The organism is Mycolicibacter virginiensis (assembly GCF_022374935.2).
In the GTDB taxonomy this organism is placed as follows: Bacteria; Actinomycetota; Actinomycetes; order Mycobacteriales; family Mycobacteriaceae; genus Mycobacterium; species Mycobacterium virginiense.
In genome coordinates this window covers 353193-371301 of the sequence record NZ_CP092430.2, presented here as the reverse complement: position 1 = coordinate 371301, position 18109 = coordinate 353193, and the positions used below count along the sequence as shown (strand labels likewise).

The window sequence follows — 18109 nt, the reverse complement described above, 5'->3', positions numbered from 1 at the left end:
TGTCCAACGTCGTCAAGGTTGAGTCTGTTCCGCTCAAGTCTATTTTTCTTGCCGGGCAGCGGTCCGTTTCAGCCCAGGCGCAGCGTGCGGCGCGCGTTCTGCACCAATCTAGGCAGCCGGGAGGCGCCCATCAGGGCCCGGAACAGCCAACTGTCATCCGACGGCAGCACGCCGGCCGACTGGGTGGCATCGAGCAGGTCGAACAGCGTCTCGCCCTCATACATCAGTCCGTCGGTGTTGAAGTGGTACCGGTCGACCGCGGTGCACTGCACGAAGGTACCGACGCCGTGGATGGCCGGGGCCGACTCGTCGTAGGGGTAGAAGCGCAGCGTGCCGCTGAAGTGCCCGCTGCCGATGTAACGAACGATGACCCGGGTCTCGCCCTCCGGCGTGACGTCGATATAGACCTGCCCGGGCAGCGGGTCGTAGCGCCAGTCCGGGATGGCGTCGAGGAAGGAGAAGTTGTAGCGCTCGAATTCTTCGAGCCCCACGATGATCCGGCCGAAGGTGGTGGGGTCCTTGTAGCGCAGGTCCCGGGTATAGAGCTCGTGATTGAGCGACTGTGAAGATTTGAGTGGCTGTCGGGCGGGTTGACCCACTTGAGCGACTGACCCCGTCTTTGCGGGTGTCCTTGATTTGATCTGTCGCCTGCTCGGCAGTCGCGCCCCTGGTGCTGACCGGGCGGGCAGTGACCTCATAGGAGCCTGACCGGAATTCAGGTCCCATCACAGTCTTGTCCGGCCCGACCGGCCAGCGTCACAACCCTGCTGAAAGGTCGCGATACCAATCATGCCAACACAAGTCCCCGGTGGTCGAGTCATCGTCGGTGTCGACACCCATAAACACCTGCACGCCGCGGCGGTCCTCGATGAACGTGGCGCCCTATTGGCCACGGCCACCTTCGATGCGAACACCAGCGGATATCGCGCGTTGATCGACTGGGCCGGCACGTTCGGAACCGCATCGAGCTTCGGGATTGAAGGCACCGGCTCCTATGGCCGCGGCCTGGCCGCAGCGGTACGTCGCAGCGGCAGCGATGTGCTGGAGGTGATGCGACCCAACCGCCAAGACCGCCATCGCCGCGGCAAATCCGATCTGCTCGACGCCGAAAATGCCGCTCGCGCGGTGCTAGCCGGCCACACCGAGGCGATCCCCAAGACCGACGACGGCACGGTGGAGATGATCCGGCACATCAAAGTCGCCAAGAACGCCGCAGTCAAAGCCCGCACCACGGCCATGCAGTCACTCAAGGCCGTGCTGATCACTGCACCGGCCGAGTTACGCGAAACCCTCCAACCCCTGCCCAACATGGCCCTGCTGCGCCGCTGCGCCAGCCTCCGGCCGGGCCCGACCACCTCGGTGACCGCAGCAGCCAAATACAGTCTGCGGGCCATCGCCCAACGCTGGCTGGCCCTCAACGACGAAGTCACCGAGCACGAAAAGCTACTGGGCACCCTCATTGAACAGATCGCCCCGCAGCTGACCGCCGCGGTCGGGATCGGCCCCGACAACGCCTCAGAGCTGCTGATGGCACTCGGTGACAACGCCGAACGTATCCGCAACGAAGCCGCCTTGGCCAAACTCTGCGGCACCTGCCCGATCCCGGCCTCCAGCGGCAAAACCCGCCGCTACCGGCTCAACCGAGGCGGGCATCGCCGCGCCAACGCCGCACTGCACCGCATCGTCGTCGTCCGCATGAAATACCACGAACCCACCCGCGCCTACGTCGCCCGACGTATCACCGAAGGCAAAACCAAACCCGAAATCATGCGCTGCCTCAAGCGCCACCTCATCCGAGAAATCTGGACCCTCACCAAACACCTACGCCAACAACCCACCACCCACCAAACCGCGGCTTGACGTCTATAGGAGCATCATGTCCCGCATCAGCCAACTCCACCAATACTTTTTGGCCCATTCGGCCGCGAAGGCCACGTCGATCCCGCGGTCGGCGTAGTGGGCGATCTTGCGGTCCAGGTCGACGAACCACTGCTGCGTCATGGCGTTGAGCTCAGGCTCGGTGAGCACCTTCACCTTCCCGCCCGCCCGGTTGCCGGGAAGATATTCCGGCAACGGCTGGCGCAGCCGCGGCTTGGCGATGGCTTCGCGAAATCGCGCTTCGTCGAACATATCCCAACCCTCCAGCCAACTGGAATCGCCTGATTCCTCTATGTAAGCAGGCGTGGGAACGTATCCTCAAGCTTCCCCACGATTCGGAGGTGCACATGGGTGGCGGCCAACGGGCGCCCCGGGTGTGGCGCGGCCAGACCCACGATGCCCGGTCCCAGGCACGTCGGGCTCAGCTGATCGAGGCGGGGGTGGAGCTGCTGGGCACCGGGGGCACGGCCGGCGTCACTATGCGCGCGGCGTGCCGCGACGCCGGGCTCAGCCTTCGTTACTTCTACGAAAGCTTCAGCGACACAGACGAGCTGATCCTGGCCGTGTACGACCGGTGCAACGCAGAGCTGCTCGCCACCATGGCCGGCGTCGCAGGCAAGGCGGCGCCGATCAGCGTGGCACTCGACAGGGCGACAGCCTATTTCGAGGAAGATCCCCGTCGGCTACGAATCCTGCTGCGGGAGCCGCAGTCCAGCAGCCTGTTGGCCGATCATCGCGCCGACATCCTGCCCGGCCTACTGGGAGCGCTGATCGGCCCATCCGGCATCGGCAATTCGTCTCCCGTCACCGCCGCACAAGCCATGAGTGCCAGCGCACTGTCCGGAGCACTCACCACGCTGGTTCTCGACTGGGCCGATGGCCGTCTGCGCGTCAGCCGTGCCGAACTGGTGAAGTTCGCGGCCGACCTGGTGCGCGCCGAGCTGAGCCTGGCAACCCCGTCACAGAGTTGACTCCTGGCACGAGCCGGCGCCGCGCGGTGGACGCGTCCACAGGTACAACGCGATCCAGGCGCCGTAGCCCAGCGCCATCCCCGCATACATCACGGCGGGATCGCCCTGCCCGTGCACGCTGAGGTAGAGCACCACACCTGCGACCAACGCCGGCAGCACTGCCGCACGGCGCCGCAGCGCGAACGCCACCGTGACGAGCACGATCGACACGATCAGCAGCACAGGACTGATCCGGTGCAGCATGTCGAGCACAGCGGCGAGCCACCCCGACGATCCGCCAGTGCCGTGCCCGGCGTGCCCCGCACCGGCCACGGCCGACGCGCCGACGCCAAGCGCCACCAGGATCGCCGGCAGGCAACAGGCCAGCGTGCAGGTCAGCGCGGCAACCACTCCCGCCGCCCCGAACCGGCGTCCGGAGGGCTTGCTCCAGCGGGGCCGGTCACGACATTCTGACGTGGGTGACATGTCCGCCTTCCGTAGATACTTCTGCGAACCTATACCCCGTATGGGTATCTAGCAAGAGTGACGCTCTGCGCGGCCCGGTCCGTGCCATCCAGTCGGCTACGGTGCTGCTATGACGACCAGCCTGGCTTCGGTGTGGACCGCGTTGATCCCGCTCGCGCTGGTGGTGGCGCTCTCACCGATCACCGTCATCCCGGCCGTGCTGGTGCTGCACACCGCGCGCCCTCGCGAGACCGGACTGGCCTTTCTCGTCGGTTGGCTGGTGGGTCTGGCGGCCCTGACCGCCGCCTTCATCGCCGTATCCGGACTGCTGGGCGGCTTACACACGACCCCACCGACCTGGGCATCGTGGTTGCGCATCGTGGTCGGTGCGGTGCTGATCGCGTTCGGCGTCTACCGATGGGTGACCCGGCACGGCCACGGCGAGATGCCGCGCTGGATGCGCTCATTCACCTCGATGTCCCCGCTGCGTGCTGGCCTGACGGCCGCCGCGCTGGCCGTGATTCGGCCGGAAGTGCTGTTCATGTGTGCAGCGGCCGGGCTGGCCATCGGCAGCGCTGGACTGCGCAGCGAGGACAGTTGGCCGGCGGCCATATTTTTCGTCGTCCTGGCCGCATCGTCGGTCTTGATCCCGATTCTGGGATACCTGGCGGCCAGCAACCGACTGGACCCAGCGCTGAACCGGCTGAAGAACTGGATGGAGCAGCAGCACGCCGCGCTGGTCGCCGTCATCCTGGTACTCATCGGTGCGATGGTGGTCTACAACGGAATTCATGCGCTATAGCAGGCGTCGCCGCCGGCCCGCATTAAGATCGCGGCCGTGGGACTGGACGATCGCGACGCGTTGCGCGTGCTGCATGACGCGTTTGCCGTGCCGGCCGACGGTTCCGGCGTAGTCGCCCAGTTCTTCACCCGATGGTTCGGCACCGACCCTTCGGTGCGTGACCTGTTCCCCGCCGATCTGACCACCCAGCGGGCCGCGTTCGCGCATGCCATGAGCTGGGTGCTCGGCGAATTCATCGACCAACGGGCACAGGAACCCGTAGCGCTTCTGGCCCAACTGGGCCGTGACCACCGCAAGTACGGTGTGACGCAACGCCATTACAACGTCGTAGGCCACGTGCTTCTGGCCACCCTGCGTGACGAGTTGGCCGACAGCTGGACCGCGACCGTCGACGACGCCGCCCGCGAGGCGCTGAATCTGATCATCGGGGTGATGGGCGGGGCCGCCGATGCCGAAGAGGGGCCGGCATGGTGGGACGGCACCGTCGTCGAGCACCTGCGGGTCTCCCGCGACATGGCCGTCGTGCGGATCCAGCTGGACCAACCGCTGCCCTATCACCCGGGCCAGTACGTCAAAGTCGAGGTGCCGCAGTGCCCGCGATCGTGGCGCTACTTGAGCCCGAGCATGCCCGCCGACGAGACCGGGGCCATCGAGTTTCACGTCCGCGCGGTCCCCGCCGGCCTGGTCAGCACCGCCATCGTCAACGAAACACGGCCCGGCGAGCGGTGGCGACTGTCCAGCCCCCACGGCGGATTGCATGTCGACCGCGACGCCGGTGACGTGCTGATGGTGGCCGGAAGTACCGGCCTGGCGCCGCTGCGGGCGATCATCATGGACCTCACCCGCTGGGGTGTGAATCCGCGGGTACACCTGTTCTTCGGTGGCCGATATCCCTGCGAGCTCTACGACCTGCCCACCCTGTGGCAGATCGCTGCACACAACCCGTGGCTGTCGGTGACCCCGGTGTCGGAGTACGCACGCGACCCGGAATGGGCCGCCGACTACCCCGACGTGACCCCGCCGCGCGGGTTGCACGTGCGGCAGACCGGGCGGCTGGCGGAGGTGGTCACCGGCTACGGCAGCTGGGGCGACCGCCAGATTCTGATCTGTGGCGGCCCGGAGATGACGCGGGCTACCGTGGCGGCTTTAGTCGCCAAAGGGGCTCCCCCAGAACGCATTCAACACGACCCTTTGTCGGAGTGAGAAGTGACTGATCTCGAGCCGTGCGTGTTGATCGATCCGTCGTCGTCGCTGACGGCGACATTCTTCCCTAACGCCGGCATGATCGGGACGTCACTGTGCGACGACGGCGTGGAACTGCTCGGCCAGCGCCGGGGCGTGGCCGCCTACGTTGCCGAGCAGAAGACCATGGGAATTCCGCTGTTATATCCCTGGGCGAATCGCTTGAGCGGCAACGACTACCGGGTCGATTCCGCGGAGGTAACGCTCACTCCTGGGGTCGGCGGGGTGCACACCGACGAATACGGCGCCCCGATCCACGGCACCCTCGCCGGGGATGCCGACTGGCGGGTGAGCGCGCGCTCGGCATCGGCGTTGACCGCGGAAATCGACTTCGGAGCCCGCCCGGATCTGCTGGCGACGTTCCCGTTCCCGCATCTGCTGGAGCTGGCCATCACATTGGCGGACCGCACTTTGACGGTGCGCACCACGGTCACCGCCACCAGCGAGACGGCGGTGCCGCTGTGCTTCGGCTTTCACCCTTACCTTCAGCTTCCCGGTGTGCGCAGGGCGCAGTGGGTCATCGAGACCCCGACGATGCGGTCCCGGATCGTTGACGCACACAACATCCCGACCGGCGCGCTCGCTCCGCACCCGCCGTCGACACAATTGTTGGGCGACAACGTGTTCGACCACGGTTTCGACGAAGTGGAACCTGGAGCTGTGTTCGCAGTCTCCGGCGGCGGTCGGCGCATTGAGGTGCGGTTCGACCAGGGCTATCCGGCGGCGCAGATCTATGCGCCGGCCACCGAAGCCGTGGTCTGTTTCGAACCCATGGCCGCACCCACCGACGCGCTGCGCCGCGGCGGCTACCCGGTGGCCCGTTTTGGACAGCCCGGCGTAGCCCAATTCTCCATCCGAGTTCGTTGACTCTGCGTGTACCAGGCAAAAGTGCGAGAGAGGTGCCTGGTGGACGCAGAGTCAACGAGACAAACGGCTAGCGGCGCGGCTGCCAGACCACCACGGCGGTGCTCTTAGGCACCACCGCGATCTCTCGACGCTGGTTGGCGCGCAACATCTCCAACTCCGCCGTCATCTCTTTGACCCGCGACTGCAGCGCCTCGACCTGATTGGTCAGCTCGATGATCCGTTTGATGCCGGCGAGGTTGACGCCTTCGTCGTGCGAAAGCCGCTGCACCTCGCGCAGCATGTCGACGTCACGTTCGGAGTAGCGGCGTCCGCCGCCGGAGCTGCGCTGCGGACTCACCAAACCGATCCGGTCATAGGTCCGCAGCGTCTGCGCGTGCATCCCGGCCAGCTCGGCAGCCACCGAGATCAGGAAAGTGCGGGCATTGTCCGATTTGCTCATGAGCGATTACCCGCCCATCCGGCCCGCGGGTCGAACCCGCTGGCCTGCTCCGCTGCCGCGTACGCCTCGAGCGCCTCTTGCGCCTGGCCCTCCAGATTCGGTGGGACCGCGACCTTGACGGTGACCAGTAGGTCGCCACTTCCGCCGCCGCGCTTGGGCACGCCGCGCCCCCGTACCCGCAGAATCCGCCCATCGGCGGTTCCCTTCGGCACCCGCACACCGACTTTGCCGTCCAGTGTCGGGACCGACAGCGTGGTACCCAAGGCAAGCTCGGAGAAGCTCACCGGGATGGTGACCGTCAGGTCGTCGCCGTCGCGCCCGAAGACCTTGTCCGGGCGCACTCGCACCGTCACGTACAGATCACCCGACGGCGCCCCACGCAGACCGGCCTCACCCTGGCCCGCCAGCCGAATCCGCTGGCCGTCTTCGACACCCGGGGGAATCCGCACATTGATGGTGCGGGTTCGCGCTGCCCGCCCGGTTCCCTTGCACTCCGAACACGGGTGCTCGATGATCGACCCACTGCCACGGCAGTCGGTACACGGCTCCGAGAATCCAAAAGCGCCCTGATTGCTGCTGATCACTCCGGATCCGTTGCAAGAGACGCAGACCCGGGGGCTGGTACCTGGCCGGGCACCGCTGCCATGACAGTTGGTGCACGGCGCGGCACTGGTCAGCCGCAGCGGCATCTCGACGCCCTTGGTGGCTTCCAGGAAGCTCAGCTCGGAGTCGGTCTCCAGGTCGTTGCCGCGCCGCGGCCGGCTGGGCCGCTGCTGCGCGCCACGCCCGAACAGGCCGCCGAAGAGATCACCGATGTTGGCCCCACCGGTCTGCCCGGCGGCGCCGAACAGGTCGTTGAGGTTAAATTCGCTGCCGTCGCCGCCGGTGGAGAACCGATCGAAGTTGCCGCCGCCGAATCCGCCGCCACCGTTGAAGCGCCGCCCGAACCCGCCACCGGCGAACAGCCGACGGGTCTCGTCGTACTCCTTGCGTTTGGCCTCATCGGACAACACGCTGTAGGCCTCGGAAACCGCCTTGAAGCGGTCGGCGGCAGCCGGGTTGTTGGGGTTGCGGTCCGGATGCAGTTCGGAGGCCAACTTGCGGTAGGCGCTCTTGATCTCTTTCTCGCTGGCGTCGGAGGAGACGCCCAACTCCTTATAGAAGTCCTTTTCGACCCATTCGCGCTGAGCCACGCCGCGTCACCTCCTTACCTGTCAATTCTCTTCAGCAGTGTCGCCGTCGACAACCGCTCCGTTGGCACCGGCGTCCGGGACGGTGTCGACCACCCCGACCATCGCGTGCCGCAGCACCTGCTCGCCGAGCTTGTAGCCCTGCCGCAGGACGGTGCCGATCACCGAGTGTGTCCCGTCGCCCTCATGCTGGACCGCCTCGTGCAGCGACGGGTCGAACTCGTCGCCCTCGGCGCCGAACGATGTCAGTCCCATTCCAGTGAGCACACCGGTCAGCTTGTCCGCCACTGCTTTCAGCGGACCCGCTTCCAAATCGCCGTGGCTGCGGGCACGGTCCAGGTCGTCGAGGATCCCGAGAAATTCGGTCACCACTGCGGCCTTGGCCCGGTCGGCGACACCTTGCTGATCGCGCAGCGCCCGCTTGCGGTAGTTGGCGAAGTCCGCCTGTACCCGCTGCAGGTCGGCGGTCAGCTCGGCGACCTGGTCGGCCTGGTCGTCGCTGGCGGCGCGTTCCTCCGGCGCCGGCCCACTAGGGGCCGGCCCGGAGGAACTCTCCCGCACCTCACCGGTTTCCGGGTCAATGCGCCGCTTGTCGGTGACGGTGATGGTCTCCGGAGACTGTTCGCGTGAGTTCTCTTCGCTCACTTGGTGTCTCCGTCGTCGACCACCTCTGCGTCCACGACGTCGTCGTCGCCACCGGACCCAGCGCCCGCTCCTTCAGAGGCGGCCTGCTCAGCCTGAGTGGCCTCGTAGATCGCCTGACCCAGCGCTTGCGACTCGACGCCGAGCTTCTCCATCGCGGTCTTGATGGCGCCGATGTCGGTGCCCTCCAACGCCTTCTTGGCGTCGCCGATGGCTGCGTCGACCTTGCCCAGGGTGTCCTCGGGGACCTTCGACCCACCTTCGGCTTCGCGCTGCTCCTTGACGAACTTCTCCGTCTGGTAGACCAGCGACTCGGCCTGGTTGCGCACGTCGGCCTCTTCGCGACGCTTGCGGTCCTCCTCGGCGTGCGCCTCGGCGTCCTTGATCATCCGGTCGATCTCCTCCTGGGACAGGCCGGAGCCCTCCTGGATCTTGATCGTGTTCTCCTTGCCGGTGCCCTTGTCCTTGGCGGTGACGTGCACGATGCCGTTGGCGTCGATGTCGAAGGTGACCTCGATCTGGGGGACACCGCGCGGGGCCGGCGGGATGCCGGTGAGCTCGAAAGAGCCGAGCAGCTTGTTGTGCGAGGCGATCTCGCGCTCACCCTGGAAGACCTGGATCTGCACCGACGGCTGGTTGTCGTCGGCGGTGGTGAAGGTCTCACTGCGCTTGGTCGGGATGGTGGTGTTGCGCTCGATCAGCTTGGTCATCACGCCGCCCTTGGTCTCGATACCAAGCGACAGCGGGGTGACGTCAAGCAGCAGAACGTCTTTCACCTCGCCCTTGAGCACGCCGGCCTGCAGCGCGGCGCCCACGGCTACAACCTCGTCGGGGTTGACGCCCTTGTTGGGCTCCTGGCCACCGGTCAGCTCCTTGACCAGCTCGGTCACCGCGGGCATCCGGGTGGAACCACCGACGAGCACCACGTGGTCGATCTCCGACACCGAGATACCGGCGTCTTTGATCACCGACTGGAACGGCTTGCGGGTGCGGTCCAGCAGATCCTGGGTGATCTTCTGGAACTCCGAACGGGTCAGCTGCTCGTCGAGGAACAGCGGGTTCTTGTCGGCGTCGACGGTGATGTAGGGCAGGTTGATCGAGGTGCTCTGCGAGCTCGACAGCTCGATCTTGGCCTTCTCGGCGGCTTCACGCAGCCGCTGCATGGCCATCTTGTCCTTGGTCAGGTCGATGCCCGACGTGCCCTTGAACTTGTCGACCAGCCAGTCGACGACCCGGTCGTCCCAGTCGTCGCCGCCGAGGTGGTTGTCACCGGAGGTGGCCCGCACCTCGACCACACCCTCGCCGATCTCCAACAGGGAGACGTCGAAGGTGCCGCCACCGAGGTCGAACACCAGGATGGTCTGCTCTTTGTGGCCCTTGTCCAGGCCGTAGGCCAGCGCGGCAGCGGTCGGCTCGTTGACGATGCGCAGCACGTTGAGGCCGGCGATCTGGCCGGCTTCCTTGGTGGCCTGGCGCTGGGCGTCGTTGAAGTAGGCGGGCACGGTGATCACCGCGTCGGTGATGTCCTCACCGAGGTAGGCCTCCGCGTCGCGCTTGAGCTTCATCAGCACGCGGGCGCTGATCTCCTGCGAGGTGTAGTCCTTGCCGTCGATCTCGACTTTCCAGTCGGTGCCGATGTGGCGCTTGACCGAGCGGATGGTGCGGTCGACGTTGGTGACCGCTTGGTTCTTGGCGGGCTGGCCGACCAGCACTTCGCCGTTACGGGCGAACGCGACGACCGATGGGGTGGTGCGCGAACCCTCCGAGTTGGCTACGACGACGGGGTCGCCGCCCTCCAGCACTGCGACGCACGAGTTGGTGGTCCCGAGGTCGATTCCGACCGCACGAGCCATTGTGGTTCCTCCCTGGTAGACGATATCCCTAGTCTGAGCGGACTGCGCTCAAGGATGCTCCCTCGGCAGCTTGGCTGTCAACCCAGACTTGAGTGCTTGTGACTCAACTTGTCGAAGAGGTCAACGGGCCGGGTCCGCAGTTTGTTCCCGCGACGAAACCCTGCGCCGGTCCGGCGGACAGCGCCCGTGCTCAGACGGTCGCCGGAATGCGCCGGAATCCGTGCAGCGTGGCCAGCCCGCGGGGCGTCGGAGGTCCGTCGAGCTGCAGGTCAGGGAATCGTTCGAACAACGCCTGCAACGCGATGGTGGCTTCCATCCGGGCCAGGTTGGCGCCGAGGCAGGCGTGAATCCCGCTGCTGAACGACAGATGCTCTTTGGCGTTGGCCCGGGTGACGTCGAAGCGGCCGGGATCATCGAAGACGCCGGGGTCGCGGTTGGCGCCGCCCAGCAGTAGCGCCACCGTTTCGCCGGCGGTGAGGTCATACCCCGCAAGCTCAAGATCACAGAGGGCGTTGCGCGACGTCATCTGCACTGGGCTGTCGAAGCGCAGGACTTCCTCGACCGCGCCCGGCCACAATTGGGGGTCCTCGCGCAGTTTCGCCAACTGTTCCCGGTGGCGCAGCAACAGCACGATCGCGTTGCCGATGAGGTTGATGGTGGTCTCGAAACCCGCACCGGCGAGCAGCAGTGCCGTCACACCCAGTTCGCGTCGGTCGAGGTCCCCGTCGCGGATGATCTGGCTGTAGATATCGTCGCCGGGGTTGTTGCGCAACCGTTCGATGTGGTCGCTGAACTCGTGATCGTTCTCCCGCAGGGACTGCATGGCACAGCGAAAGGTGCTCCACGACACCCCGATATCGAGCAACGGTGCGCCACGATCACCTCGGGCGAGCATCTGCGACCGCTGCTCCTCGGGGATTCCGAGAATCTCGGCAATGATCAACGCCGGTAAGGGCCCCGCGAAGTCGGCGATCAGATCCGGACGCGTTGCCGATTCCATCCGATCCAGCAGCTCATGGGTGATCTCGACGATCCGGGTCCGCAACTTGTCGATCGCACGAGGCGTAAACGCGCGCACCACCGCGCGCCGGTAACGCGTGTGGTCGGGCGGATCGACCACCAGCATCGAGGGCGGCTCAGCCGGATTCGGCAGCCCCGGGTCCGTTCGGTCGATCAACCAGCGAGTCGCCTTGGGCAGATTGATATTGGCCGGGTTACTCGCTCCGAACCTGTCATCGCGCAGGATTGCCCGGCACAGCTCATGGTCGGCCGTCACCGAGACGAACGGCGTGCGCGTCAATCGACCACGCGCACGGATCTGTTCGGTCAGCGGTTCCGGGTCGCCGCCCCGCACCGGACCGATGAGCAAGCGTGCCATCGGGTCGCCGCGCCGCGCCTGCACCGCAAGAAACGCGCGCGGGAACCCCTGCAACAGTGCCCACCGAACCCACAAACCTGGCCTCATCGCGGCACTCCCGTCGGCGGCAGCACAAACGCCGACCCTGCGGCGATCGTCGCCAGGTGCCGCATCAGAAGTGTTTCGGGAATCAGACCGGTGGCGCGGCTGGCGGCGGCGCTGAGGAAGCCGGGCCGCGCGTTGACGACTTTGCCGAACCATGCCGACTCCCGGACCAGCGGGGTCACCCGCGGCCGACGGAAGGCGACGAAGCGGGCGAACGCGGTGGGCAGATCGGGTGCCTGGTCAACGAATTCAGCCAGGATGGCGGCGTCTTCCAGGCCCTGGCAGCCGCCCTGCCCCAGATGCGGACGCATGGGATGGGCCGCGTCGCCGACCAGAACGATCGGGCCGCGCGCCCAGTGGCGGGCGGCTCCGCGGTCGTAGAGGTCGTCGCGCAACACGTCGGCGGGCGCGGTTGCGGCAAGCATGCTCGGGATGGGCTCACACCACCGGGCGAACTTGGCTCGCAGGTAGGCCAATTCCCCCTCGGGCGCTCGTTGCCCCTCGGGGACCCGCTCGGTGGCAAACCAATAGGTCAGATCCGGCCCCATCGGCACGTGCCCGGTCTCGATTCCGGGCCCCATCGTCTCGCCCGCCAGGTCGGGATCCAGGGCATAGGCAGCGATTCCACGCCATGCTGTGTAGCCGACGTAGCGCCGGCGCAGCGGACCGTTGAGGTGGCGAGCCAGAACCGAATGGATGCCGTCGGCGCCGACGACAGCGTCGAACGTAATGACCGTGTCATCCGAGAGTTGCAGCGCTACACCGCCTCCCGCCATCGTGACGTCCGTGGCGGCAAGCCCGTAGTGCAAGCTGCCCGCCGTCAGCGCATCGGTCAGGATGTCGCGAAGCAGCGAGCGCTGCACCACCACCAGCGGTTCACCAAGTGCCCGGACCATCCGTTCGGCCGCGGGACGACGCAGCCACGAACCGTCGTACCAGCGCGCCGCGCCCGCGGTGATCCGGCCGCCCGCCGCACGGACCTCATCACCCAGGCCGAGGCGATCCAGGGCGGCCAGAGCATTCGGCCAGATGCTGATGCCGGCACCCGATGAGGTGTCGGTCCGTTGTTCGACAACGGTGACGTCGTGACCGCGACGCTGGAGCCCGATCGCGGTCGCCAGCCCGGCGATGCCCGCCCCCACCACACCGATTCGCTTGCTCATCGGCCCGGACCATCGGCGCAGTGGGTAGCCAGCCAGGCCGCCCTCCGTCTATTCGAGGCTCGAGAAAGCCAAGCGTCCTGGACTACTTCGGCCAGTTCGCTCTTGCTGATCGCGTGCAGGTCTGCCTCCCGAACCAGAACGGACAGATGGCCGTTGAAATGATCCGTGCTGAAAAACGGCCTTGCGGGGTCCTGGATGAGGGCCTGTTTGTCGGCGTCGGATTCGACCCAGATCACGATGACATCGGGGTAGGCCTCACCCGTAGCGGGGTTCTTGGCGTCGGGCCGCGGAGTACGGAAGAACACGAACGACTTGCCGCCCACTTGATAGATGGAATTGCCTTTCGGCCCTTCGATTCTGGTGACATGGGGCATCGAAGCGGCAATCTCGTGCACGTCTGCGACTACCGCGGGTCGATCGGCCATAACCGCAACCGTAGTCACCCGTCGAGCAGCGGGCGCGCGATCCGCTCGACCGTGTCCATCGGATCGGCGAAGCGGCGTCGACGAACCCGGCCTGGGCTAGGAGGCCGGGGTCCCGGGCGTGCCGGGCCGCCGGGTACGCCATCGGCGGCGCCTGCCCCGCCTGACTGGACGGCACCTACGAACCTGCTGCGGTGGGGCGCATAGTTGATCTGACTCACATACCGACGGATGAATTAGGTTTCACACAGGTGATCAACAGCTGGCAGAAGGGCCGATGAGGTCGCCCTACTGAAACGATGGTCGTTTACATGGAAATTTAGACACCACGGCGACCACCCATGCCTAACAACGACATATCGCCTCGACGGTTGGCGGGCAATCGCGGAAATAGGCCGCACTACCCGGAATTGAACAGGGTATTTCGCCAATATCTCGACCCCGAAAACGACACCCGCTTAGACAATTTGCCGTGAAAACCCTGAGCGTCGCGAACATCAAAGCTGGCCTACGCATGCCAGCCTCTGACACCATGGCACGAACCTCACGACGACAGGCACGGTAAATAGCGCGATGGCACACGCCCCCAATTCCCACCTTGCTCCCTCCACTGCACTGACCCGTGAGAACGAGGGCTACCACAAGGACCTAGCCCCGCGGCAGCTGCAGATGATTGCGCTGGGCGGCGCCATCGGGACGGGACTGTTCCTCGGCGCCGGCGGCCGGCTCGCCTCGGCCGGGCCGGCCCTGTTCATCGTCTACGCGATCTGCGGCGCCTTTGCCTTCCTCATCCTGCGCGCACTCGGCGAGCTGGTGCTGCACCGGCCGTCGCCGGGATCGTTCGTCTCGTACGCTCGCGAATTCTTCGGCGAGAAAACCGCCTACGTCGCGGGGTGGCTGTACTTCCTGAACTGGTCGATGACCGGCATCGTCGACACCACCGCGATCGCCAGCTACTTCCACTACTGGCACCTGTTCGAGGTGATCCCACAGTGGACGCTGGCCCTGATCGCCCTGTTGGCGGTGCTGTCGATGAACCTGATCTCGGTGAAGCTCTTCGGGGAGCTGGAGTTCTGGGCCGCGCTGATCAAGGTTCTCGCGCTGCTGACGTTCCTGGTGGTCGGCACCATCTTCCTGGGCGGCCGGTACCAGGTCGACGGCCAGGAGACCGGCCTGCACCTCTTGACCGAGAACGGTGGACTCCTGCCGACCGGCTTGCTCCCGCTGGTGTTGGTGACTTCCGGGGTGGTGTTCTCCTATGCCGGGGTCGAACTGGTCGGCACCGCCGCCGGCGAGACCCCGAACCCCGAGAAGGTCATGCCGCGGGCGATCAACTCGGTGGTGGCCCGCATCGCGATCTTCTACGTGGGATCGGTGGTCCTCCTGGCACTGCTGCTGCCCTACACCGCTTTCAAGGAGCACCAGAGCCCCTTCGTCACGTTCTTCTCCAAGGTCGGTTTCACCGGCGCAGGCAGTCTGATGAACCTGGTGGTGCTGACCGCCGCGTTCTCCAGCCTCAACGCCGGGCTCTACTCCACGGGGCGGATCCTGCGCTCGATGGCGGTCAACGGCAGCGGCCCGGCGTTCACCGCCAAGATCTCCAAGAACGGGGTGCCTTACGGCGGCATCCTGCTGACCAGTGGCGTCGGCCTGCTGGGCGTCCTCCTCAACGCGCTGCGCCCCGGACAAGCCTTCGAGATCGTGCTCAACATCGCCGCGGTCGGAGTCATGGCAGCGTGGGCGACGATCGTGGCCTGCCAGCTGCGGTTGCTCCGGCTGGCCAACGCCGGGGTGCTGAAACGCCCGTCGTTCCGAATGCCGCTGGCACCCTACAGCGGATACGTGACCTTGGCGTTCCTGGCCGGCGTGCTGGTCCTGATGCTGTTTGATCAGCGCAGCGGCCCGTTCGTGCGGGGAGTGCTGCTCATCGGTACGCCGGCACTGATCATCGGCTGGTATCTGGTGCGCGGACGAGTGCAGGCCGCGGCCGCGCTCGCCGAGACGCCTCCCGAACAGACATCGGCTGCGGCCTTGCAGCCGGACCGAGACGAGTAGAAGGCCCGAAAACCTATGGCCCGCAACCGTTACGCAGCCAAGCCCCCGCTGTATGGAATGGCGCTGGTCTTCTGCGCCATCGCGATCGTGGCCGTCACCGCCTACCTGCACGCCGGCTGGTGGTCGATGGTGGGTTATGCGCTCGCCGCGGTGGCGGCGGTCGCCGGTACGGCGCTGGCCTTCCGGGATCTGTCCTGACCGCAGGCCCCTCCCGGAGCGGCGGGCGTCGCACCGGCAGTACCGCGCGTCACTACAGCCACTGATGTCACTGAATGCGTACGCTGGGCCGCAACATATGTCAGCGGGGGAATCAGTGCGGGTGCCAGACCAGTCGAAGCGCAGGACGGCCGGAAAGCTGACGCTGGCGGCCGGGCTGCTGCTAACGGGTTGCAGCACCACCGTCGACGGTCACCCGACCGCCGCTCCCGGCGGAGGACCGCCGGAGCCGTCGTTCCGGCCACCGCGTACCAGTACCGCACCGCCGAGCCCACCGAGTCCGACCAGCCCGACCAGCCCGACCAAGCCAGCCACACCGAACCGGCCCGCGGACGGCATTCCGCTGCCGCCTGACGACAACGGCTACGTGTTCATCGAGACGAAATCCGGCCGGACGCGCTGCCAGATCTCGTCACCACAGGTCGACTGTGAAGCGCAGTTCACCAACACACCCCTCAAGGATGGACAGCACGCCAACGGCGTCAGCGTCAGCGCCGACGGCACCGTGCAGTGGGTGTTGGGCAACCTGGGCGATATCCCGGTGGTCACCATCGACTACCTCACCTACCAGGCGCAAGGCTGGACGATCAACGCCGATATCAGCGGCACACGGTTCACCAACGACCGCACCGGCCACGGCATGCTGGTCAGCATCGACAACGTCGATACCTTCTGATTTTCGCCCCAGTCGCCGGCCAGTACTTTCCGATACGATCGGTGAAATGGCGCGCTTCGGATCTTCGGACGGCTCCGGCAAACCCAGCCAGGACCAAACTCGGTCCATGCCCTACGGCCAACGTGGCCCACAGCCACCCGGCCCTCCCCCGGCTCCCTTCGGGCCCTCCAACCCGGGGCGCAACCCCGGCTACGAACCCGGCAACGCCCCGACCCAATACGCCTCGTACAACGCTTTCGACGAGCCGACCGACCCGCAGGGCACCGATTTCGCTGCGGTGTCGGACACTCCGTGGTTTCGCCGCCGATCGGTGCTGATCGCGTGGTTCGGACTTGTCACGGTGATGCTCGCGCTGGTGGTCTGGGGAATCATCCAGCTCACCAGCCGCGGACCCGGCGGCGGCACCACCCCGGCAACCAACTCGTCAAGCACCACCAGCAGCACGAGCAGCACCACCACAAGTAGCAGCACGACCAGCTCTTCGAGTGCGCCCAGCACAACCGCGCCGACGGCGGCCCCGCCGCCCCGGCAGGCCCCGCCTCAGCAACCGCCGGCGCAGCAAGCACCTCCCGCGAGCGAGCCTCCACACCGCCACCTACCGCACCTGCCGTCGGTGATCACCATCCCGCCGATCCCCAAGGTGCCCGAAATACCGACGGTGATCACACTGCCGCCAAGGCGGTAGATCACCGGCCCGGTACTCTCGCCGCATGCAATCACCGCGCAAGCCGGGCTGGCTCGGCATTGATGTGGTGGCCGTGTTGATCTTCTGCGCACTCGGCCGGCGCAGCCACGATGAGGGCATCTCACTCAGCGGCTTGGCGAGCACCGCCTGGCCGTTTCTGAGCGGCACGGTGCTGGGCTGGCTGTTGTCGCGCGGCTGGCGCAGGCCCACGGCGCTTTGGCCCACCGGGGTGGTGGTCTGGATCTCGACGGTGTTGGTTGGCATGCTTTTGCGCGCGGCGACCTCCGCCGGCGTGGCGACGAGCTTCATCCTGGTCGCTTCGACGGTCACCGCCGTTTTTCTGCTCGGCTGGCGAGCTGTCGTCGAGCTTGTCGCTCGCCGCCGTTTGGACAGCTGACGGGTTTCAGCCAGCGTCGTCGCGGGGTCTCGTCAGGCGCGGCACGTACCCTAGGTGCGTGTGAACCGCTCGCCGGACGACCCCAACAATGAGCCGACCCAGATGGCCGGCTACGACTACGGCGGCAACGGTAACTACGGCGAGCCGGCCTACTACAGCGAATACCGCGAGCCCACCGGCCGCCAGGCCGAGTGGACCGAACCGCCGCCGCCACCAACCCCCTGGTACCTGCGACCAGTCGCGCTGGTCGGCCTGGGAGTGCTGACCGCAATCCTGATTGCCCTGCTGGTGTGGGGCATGGTTCGGCTGGTGAACAAGGAACCGATTCCCACCGCCCCGGCGACCAGTTCCGTGACGTCCACCGCACCCGCCGAAGAGCCCCTCGCCCCGGCCCCGCGACAGGCTCCGTCTGACGCCACCACCGACGAAAACCCGCCGCCGGCGACGGAATCCGAGCCGCCTACTTCCACCACCGAGGCACCGAGCACCACCACGACCACTGAGCCGCCTACCACCACCACGGCGCCACCGACCACGACCGAGGCCCCCACGACGACTGCACCGAGCACCACGGCTGGACCCGCCACGCCGACGCCGGGACGACGGCCGCCGGAGATCGTCATCCCGCTGCCCGGGCTCTGAGTTCGGCATTGCCTCACCGCGCGCGAAAGCCCGCTCGAACGGTCGCTCGCCGATACAGTTAGG

21 protein-coding genes are annotated in these 18109 nt (G+C 66.6%); 10 read left to right on the top strand and 11 right to left on the bottom strand.

Annotation, left to right across the window (positions count from 1 at the left end):
- Window positions 1-68 precede the first annotated feature (68 nt).
- Window positions 69-599 (bottom strand): nuclear transport factor 2 family protein, encoded by a 531-nt coding sequence (locus MJO54_RS01790; protein ID WP_240175542.1) that lies wholly within the window; start codon window positions 597-599, stop codon window positions 69-71.
- A 190-nt stretch (window positions 600-789) separates the two neighbouring features.
- On the opposite strand from MJO54_RS01790, the gene MJO54_RS01785 reads away from it, so the two are divergent.
- On the top strand, window positions 790-1860 hold the full coding sequence (locus MJO54_RS01785; RefSeq protein ID WP_240175541.1) for an IS110 family RNA-guided transposase: 1071 nt from the start codon (window positions 790-792) through the stop codon (window positions 1858-1860).
- Between the two features lie 3 nt (window positions 1861-1863).
- Here the strand turns inward: MJO54_RS01785 and MJO54_RS01780 are convergent, their stop codons facing one another.
- Entirely contained in the window at window positions 1864-2130 is a 267-nt protein-coding gene (locus tag MJO54_RS01780; RefSeq protein ID WP_240175540.1) for a hypothetical protein, read from the bottom strand.
- Between the two features lie 95 nt (window positions 2131-2225).
- On the opposite strand from MJO54_RS01780, the gene MJO54_RS01775 reads away from it, so the two are divergent.
- Window positions 2226-2849, top strand: a complete 624-nt coding sequence (locus MJO54_RS01775) for a TetR/AcrR family transcriptional regulator (protein ID WP_064888433.1) — start codon at window positions 2226-2228, stop codon at window positions 2847-2849.
- Here the strand turns inward: MJO54_RS01775 and MJO54_RS01770 are convergent.
- Window positions 2838-3314, bottom strand: coding sequence for a hypothetical protein (locus MJO54_RS01770; RefSeq protein WP_234821567.1), 477 nt, complete (start codon window positions 3312-3314; stop codon window positions 2838-2840). The genes MJO54_RS01775 and MJO54_RS01770 overlap by 12 nt on opposite strands.
- 109 nt (window positions 3315-3423) lie before the next feature.
- Here MJO54_RS01770 and MJO54_RS01765 point away from each other — a divergent pair, with 109 nt between their 5' ends.
- The 3 genes from MJO54_RS01765 to MJO54_RS01755 are packed head-to-tail and all read left to right on the top strand — an operon-like array spanning window position 3424 to window position 6204.
- On the top strand, window positions 3424-4095 hold the full coding sequence (locus MJO54_RS01765; RefSeq protein WP_046284508.1) for a GAP family protein: 672 nt from the start codon (window positions 3424-3426) through the stop codon (window positions 4093-4095).
- A gap of 36 nt (window positions 4096-4131) precedes the next feature.
- Window positions 4132-5298, top strand: coding sequence for an FAD-binding oxidoreductase (locus MJO54_RS01760; RefSeq protein ID WP_046284507.1), 1167 nt, complete (start codon window positions 4132-4134; stop codon window positions 5296-5298).
- Window positions 5299-5301: 3 nt separating this feature from the next.
- Complete coding sequence (locus MJO54_RS01755; RefSeq protein WP_234821566.1) at window positions 5302-6204, top strand: aldose 1-epimerase; 903 nt, start codon at window positions 5302-5304, stop codon at window positions 6202-6204.
- Between the two features lie 67 nt (window positions 6205-6271).
- On the opposite strand, the gene MJO54_RS01750 is transcribed toward MJO54_RS01755, so the two are convergent.
- The 7 genes from MJO54_RS01750 to MJO54_RS01720 all read right to left on the bottom strand — a co-directional run bounded on the left by MJO54_RS01750 (window position 6272) and on the right by MJO54_RS01720 (window position 13378).
- Window positions 6272-6643 (bottom strand): heat shock protein transcriptional repressor HspR, encoded by a 372-nt coding sequence (locus MJO54_RS01750; RefSeq protein WP_046284505.1) that lies wholly within the window; start codon window positions 6641-6643, stop codon window positions 6272-6274.
- Entirely contained in the window at window positions 6640-7836 is a 1197-nt protein-coding gene (dnaJ, locus tag MJO54_RS01745; protein ID WP_046284504.1) for a molecular chaperone DnaJ, read from the bottom strand. The genes MJO54_RS01750 and dnaJ overlap by 4 nt, the downstream gene beginning before the upstream one ends.
- 21 nt (window positions 7837-7857) lie before the next feature.
- Complete coding sequence (grpE, locus tag MJO54_RS01740; protein ID WP_046284503.1) at window positions 7858-8478, bottom strand: nucleotide exchange factor GrpE; 621 nt, start codon at window positions 8476-8478, stop codon at window positions 7858-7860.
- Window positions 8475-10328 carry a molecular chaperone DnaK gene (gene dnaK, locus MJO54_RS01735; RefSeq protein ID WP_046284502.1) on the bottom strand — a complete coding sequence of 618 codons (1854 nt, stop codon included), beginning with the start codon at window positions 10326-10328 and terminating at the stop codon, window positions 8475-8477. Before dnaK ends, grpE begins: the two co-directional genes overlap by 4 nt.
- A 190-nt stretch (window positions 10329-10518) precedes the next feature.
- Complete coding sequence (locus tag MJO54_RS01730) at window positions 10519-11793, bottom strand: cytochrome P450 (protein WP_064888436.1); 1275 nt, start codon at window positions 11791-11793, stop codon at window positions 10519-10521.
- Window positions 11790-12953 (bottom strand): FAD-dependent oxidoreductase, encoded by a 1164-nt coding sequence (locus tag MJO54_RS01725; RefSeq protein WP_240175539.1) that lies wholly within the window; start codon window positions 12951-12953, stop codon window positions 11790-11792. Before MJO54_RS01725 ends, MJO54_RS01730 begins: the two co-directional genes overlap by 4 nt.
- A complete protein-coding gene (locus tag MJO54_RS01720; RefSeq protein WP_065152052.1) occupies window positions 12950-13378 on the bottom strand; it encodes an MmcQ/YjbR family DNA-binding protein in 429 nt (142 codons plus the stop codon). The genes MJO54_RS01725 and MJO54_RS01720 overlap by 4 nt, the downstream gene beginning before the upstream one ends.
- A gap of 570 nt (window positions 13379-13948) precedes the next feature.
- Between MJO54_RS01720 and MJO54_RS01715 the strand changes: the two genes are divergently transcribed.
- The 3 genes from MJO54_RS01715 (at window position 13949) to MJO54_RS01705 (ending at window position 16322) form a co-directional block, all read left to right on the top strand.
- Window positions 13949-15430 carry an amino acid permease gene (locus MJO54_RS01715; RefSeq protein WP_046284498.1) on the top strand — a complete coding sequence of 494 codons (1482 nt, stop codon included), beginning with the start codon at window positions 13949-13951 and terminating at the stop codon, window positions 15428-15430.
- A gap of 15 nt (window positions 15431-15445) precedes the next feature.
- A complete protein-coding gene (locus tag MJO54_RS01710; RefSeq protein WP_046284497.1) occupies window positions 15446-15628 on the top strand; it encodes a hypothetical protein in 183 nt (60 codons plus the stop codon).
- Between the two features lie 115 nt (window positions 15629-15743).
- The gene (locus tag MJO54_RS01705) at window positions 15744-16322 is read left to right on the top strand and encodes a hypothetical protein (protein ID WP_082957251.1); all 579 of its coding nucleotides are present in this window, start codon (window positions 15744-15746) and stop codon (window positions 16320-16322) included.
- 189 nt (window positions 16323-16511) lie between these two features.
- Here the strand turns inward: MJO54_RS01705 and MJO54_RS01700 are convergent, their stop codons facing one another.
- A complete protein-coding gene (locus MJO54_RS01700; RefSeq protein ID WP_064888440.1) occupies window positions 16512-16820 on the bottom strand; it encodes a hypothetical protein in 309 nt (102 codons plus the stop codon).
- Window positions 16821-17032: 212 nt separating this feature from the next.
- Between MJO54_RS01700 and MJO54_RS01695 the strand changes: the two genes are divergently transcribed.
- Together MJO54_RS01695 and MJO54_RS01690 are read left to right on the top strand one after the other, a co-directional pair.
- Window positions 17033-17404: a DUF3054 domain-containing protein gene (locus tag MJO54_RS01695; protein ID WP_046284495.1), complete on the top strand. Its 372-nt coding sequence runs from the start codon at window positions 17033-17035 to the stop codon at window positions 17402-17404.
- 60 nt (window positions 17405-17464) lie between these two features.
- Window positions 17465-18046 (top strand): hypothetical protein, encoded by a 582-nt coding sequence (locus tag MJO54_RS01690; RefSeq protein ID WP_052741196.1) that lies wholly within the window; start codon window positions 17465-17467, stop codon window positions 18044-18046.
- The last annotated feature ends 63 nt before the right edge of the window (window positions 18047-18109 follow it).